The organism is Marinimicrobium sp. UBA4509 (assembly GCF_002388575.1).
Taxonomy (GTDB): Bacteria; Pseudomonadota; Gammaproteobacteria; order Pseudomonadales; family Cellvibrionaceae; genus Marinimicrobium; species Marinimicrobium koreense.
This window is the reverse complement of record NZ_DGMV01000062.1, coordinates 44,740-48,693: the sequence shown is the minus strand read 5'-3', so window position 1 is coordinate 48,693 and position 3,954 is coordinate 44,740. Positions and strand designations below refer to the sequence as shown.

4 protein-coding genes are annotated in these 3,954 nt (G+C 59.5%); 2 read left to right on the top strand and 2 right to left on the bottom strand.

From position 1 onward, the window contains the following. Nucleotides 1–126: 126 nt before the first annotated feature. Nucleotides 127–1,293, top strand: a complete 1,167-nt coding sequence (locus B3520_RS12285; RefSeq protein ID WP_286806020.1) for an FAD-dependent oxidoreductase — start codon at nt 127–129, stop codon at nt 1,291–1,293. Here B3520_RS12285 and B3520_RS12280 read toward each other — a convergent pair. Continuing rightward, nucleotides 1,280–2,185 carry a DUF2971 domain-containing protein gene (locus B3520_RS12280; protein ID WP_286806019.1) on the bottom strand — a complete coding sequence of 302 codons (906 nt, stop codon included), beginning with the start codon at nt 2,183–2,185 and terminating at the stop codon, nt 1,280–1,282. The genes B3520_RS12285 and B3520_RS12280 overlap by 14 nt on opposite strands. 156 nt (nt 2,186–2,341) lie before the next feature. On the opposite strand from B3520_RS12280, the gene B3520_RS12275 reads away from it, so the two are divergent. Beyond that, nucleotides 2,342–3,358: an aspartate carbamoyltransferase gene (locus tag B3520_RS12275; protein ID WP_286806017.1), complete on the top strand. Its 1,017-nt coding sequence runs from the start codon at nt 2,342–2,344 to the stop codon at nt 3,356–3,358. An 11-nt stretch (nt 3,359–3,369) separates the two neighbouring features. On the opposite strand, the gene B3520_RS12270 is transcribed toward B3520_RS12275, so the two are convergent. Continuing rightward, on the bottom strand, nt 3,370–3,954 hold a 585-nt coding region (locus tag B3520_RS12270; RefSeq protein WP_286876165.1), incomplete at its 5' end, for a diguanylate cyclase domain-containing protein.

The following is a 3,954-nucleotide window of genomic DNA, read 5'->3' as shown; positions in this document are numbered from 1 at the left end:
CTTCCCGTAGGTCGGTTTAGGCCGCAGGCCGTAAACCGACAAACACTCCCAATCGACAAACACCTCTACACAATCCGCTATACTGACCTCTAAACTGATAAAACGTCTTTCAAGGCTGGAGTCTCTATGCAATACGACGTTGTAGTGGTTGGTGGTGGTATTCAAGGGGTGGGCGTTGCGCAAGCGGCTGCCGCTGCCGGCTACTCGGTTTTATTGCTGGAGAAGACCGCCTTGGCGGCCGCCACTTCCAGCGCCTCTTCAAAGCTGATCCACGGTGGACTTCGCTACCTGGAATCGGTCCAGTTTGGCTTGGTTCGCGAGAGCCTCAAGGAGCGCGCGCTGCTTCTCGAGCTAGCGCCGGAGCTGGTCAAGCGCGTCGATATGCATATTCCGGTCTATCGCTCCTCGTCCCGTTCGTCCGGAAAGATCTCCATTGGCTTGTGGCTCTATCGGATACTGTCGGGCTTCGATGATGATTCGGAGTTTTCTCGCGTGCATCGGAGTCAGTGGTCGGCGCTGGATGGTTTGCGGACGGATGACCTGATGGCTGTGTTCCGATACCGGGAGGCGCAAACGGATGATGCCTCTTTGACCCGTGCGGTCTGGGCCTCGGCGGAATCTCTGGGGGCGGAGTTGGCGATGCCGGCGGATCTGATGTCCGCCGAGTGCCACCCCGCCGGTTGTGAGATTGTTTATCGACAGGGAGAGAAGGAGCTTTCTGTCGAGGCAGGGGTGCTGGTCAATTGCGCTGGGCCCTGGGGAACCGAAGTCATCGGCCGGGTGACGCCGGCCCTGACCGGGCCTGAGGTGGATCTGGTTCAGGGGGCCCACCTACTATTGCCCCCGAGCCTGAAACACCACTTCTATCTGGAAGCTCCCGATGATCGGCGTGCGGTGTTTGCCTTGCCTTGGAACAACCGGTTATTGATCGGTACAACCGAAACGCTGCATAAAGGCGATCCAGCGAAAGCAGCCTGTACGCGCGAAGAGCAGGATTACCTGCTGCGGACACTTCAGCACTACTTCCCGTCACTGGATGTGTCGACGTCGAATGTAGAGTCCTTTGCCGGCTTGCGAGTGCTGCCCAAGGTGGAGGGTAGTGCGTTTGGTCGTTCCCGTGAGGTGCTTTTTCACGCTGACAATGAGGAGCAGCCTCGGTTGCTGTCAGTGATGGGGGGCAAGCTGACCACGTACCGCGCAACGGCTGAGCAGGTGATCGAGCGGTTGGCCCCGAGCCTGCCGCGCCGCCGTGCGGTGGCAAGCACGCGTGAACTGCCGCTTAATCCCGCTTGATTCGAGTAAACTCGATTTCGTATTTACCGGGAATGGGCGCGGCCTGGAACAGCTTGGCCTCGGGGTACTGCTCGCGCAGAATACCCAGTAAACGCTGACGGGATTCGCGGGGCATAAAGGCGCCAAAATAAGCCGCTGACAGATCGTTTTTTTCAAACGGCCGGTCGTCGTACCACAGGCTGTCATCGGCCTCACGGCTGCTGGCCTGATCCGTCGCGTGATAAAAGATCCGCCACTCCTGCTCGGCTTCCGACATGGCGGGCTTGACCAGGAACTTGTCGGCAAAGCGGGATTGGGCGTTGACCTTTTCCTGGTGTAGAATCGCGTTGATCTGCTCCTTGAACGTGGTGATTTCCGGGCGGTTGAGGCTGTATTCCACCGGCTTGGGGTCGACCAGCGTAGTGTACTCTCCGCAGCGGAAACGCAGCGCGACCCCTCGGTGATGATCCGCAAAGTGCTGCCAAGAAGGAAGGTTCTCGACCTTGGCGCTGAAGCAGCAAATGCGCAGCTCGCGGGTAAACTTGCGCCAGTCGGCCATGAGTTCTTCAATGGCGATCTGGCGTTGGTCCACCATCCTGGACATGAGCTCTTTGAGCACGTCTTCGGCTTCCTCCGGGGAGGCGAAACGCTCCTCGTCCCGCCAGCGTCGAATCACGGTGGCCAGCGGTGAGTTGCTCTTAGGCGTCTCACGGGAAAAAATCATGCTCGTGGCACTGCGAATCACCCCATCGAGAAGCGTCAGCGGATCGAATGACAGCGGCGTCTGGTGTGTCAGCTCGAACGGGTCGGCCAACAGGTGAGGAGCACTCCAGCGCAGGCGCTGGGAGCTAAGAATCTGCTCGGCGGTCTGTGCGGAGCAGAATTTCGCCAATGTGTCTGGGTAGTCGGCCACAGAGGTTCCCTTGTTCTCGAAGTCATGGTGTGCAGGCGGAGTATAACCAAAATCCCACCGCCTGATCAGGTTATCGGCCAATTCCCCCATTTTTGAATGGCTCAGGAGGCGCTATACTGAGCGGCAGCTTCAATCTACCGCTTAAAGGATCCTCCCGTGAATTTTACCGGTTCGCATATTCTCTCCATTCAGCAGTTCGACCGTTCCGATATTGAGCGAATCTTCACCGTGGCCGATGCGATGGCCCCCTACGCCTTGCGACGCCGGGTGACCCGCGTTCTGGAAGGCGCCATTCTGGGCAATATGTTCTTTGAACCCAGTACCCGTACCCGGATAAGCTTCGGCAGCGCGTTCAATCTGCTCGGTGGCGAGGTGCGCGAAACCACTGGCATCGAAAGCTCGGCGCTTGCCAAGGGCGAATCGCTGTACGACACGGCGCGCGTGCTTTCCGGCTTCAGTGACGTAATCTGCATGCGCCACCCACAATCGGGATCGGTGGCGGAGTTTGCCGAAGCCAGTCGGGTGCCAGTACTCAACGGTGGGGACGGGGCCAACGAGCACCCGAGTCAGGCGCTGCTCGATTTATACACAATCCGCAAGGAAATGGAGTCTCGCGGGCGGGGCGTGGACGGACTGCGAATCGCGATGATCGGCGACCTCAAATACGGTCGGACGGTGCACTCGCTGTGCAAATTGCTGTGCCTGTACCAGGGCGTCCACGTGACTCTGGTGTCCCCGCGTGAGCTGGCGATGCCCGAAGCAATTGTCGAGCAGCTGCGCGAGTCGGGGCACTCGGTCACGGTCACGGAAGATCTGCCCAGCAGTATTGCCAGTGTCGATATCGCCTATTCCACCCGGATTCAGGAAGAGCGGTTTGACACGAAGGAAGAAGCCGACCTCTACCGGGGACGCTTTCGGTTGAATCAGGCCATTTATACTCAGTATTGCGAGCCGAATACCGTCATCATGCATCCCCTGCCGAGAGACTCCCGGCAGGAGGCCAACGAGTTGGATAACGACCTGAATCAGAACCCCAATCTGGCCATATTCCGCCAGGCGGACAACGGAGTGGTGGTGCGTATGGCTCTGTTTGCCCTGGTCCTGGATGTGGTTGACCAGGTGGATCTGCACGCTCGGGAGGTCAACTGGTTCAACTCCCTGCGTCGGCCCTGATCGGCGGGGCTTCAGTCCAGCAGCATTTGCACTTTGGTGCGCAGCTCGGCGGCGCTGAACGGACGTTTCAGCCAGCCCACCGGGCCCAGCCCCTCAAGGTCTGACAGAAGGTCGGGCCGCTCGGGGTCATCGGACACCACCAGTATCGGGGTGGACGCTGACTTGGTGCTCCGGGCCAGAAGCCGAAACAGGCTGTGGTCTTCGGCAAAGGCGCTCTCTCCGTCGCTGATGATGACGTCGGGCAGCACATCGCTGGCGATTTCCAGGCACTCTTCGGCGGTATCGGTGGTCAGGATGTTGCAGTGTTGCTGTAGCGGTTCACTGATCTCGCGGGTCTGGTCGCCCCCCTGAGCCACGATCAGCACGGTTTTGTGGGTGGCGACTTCTTCGATCAGTGCCGAGTCGCGTCCCTTGTGTTTGACCCGGTACAGGGCGCGATCGGCGCACTTGATGACCTCCTCCAGCGTATGCCCCATCGAATGATGACAAGTCGCCCCACCGATACTGACGGTGACGCAGTCACCGACCGGTGAGTGCCGGTGCTCCAGGGACAGCTCCCGCACGGCCCGATTGATGCACTGGCCAATATGGCGGGT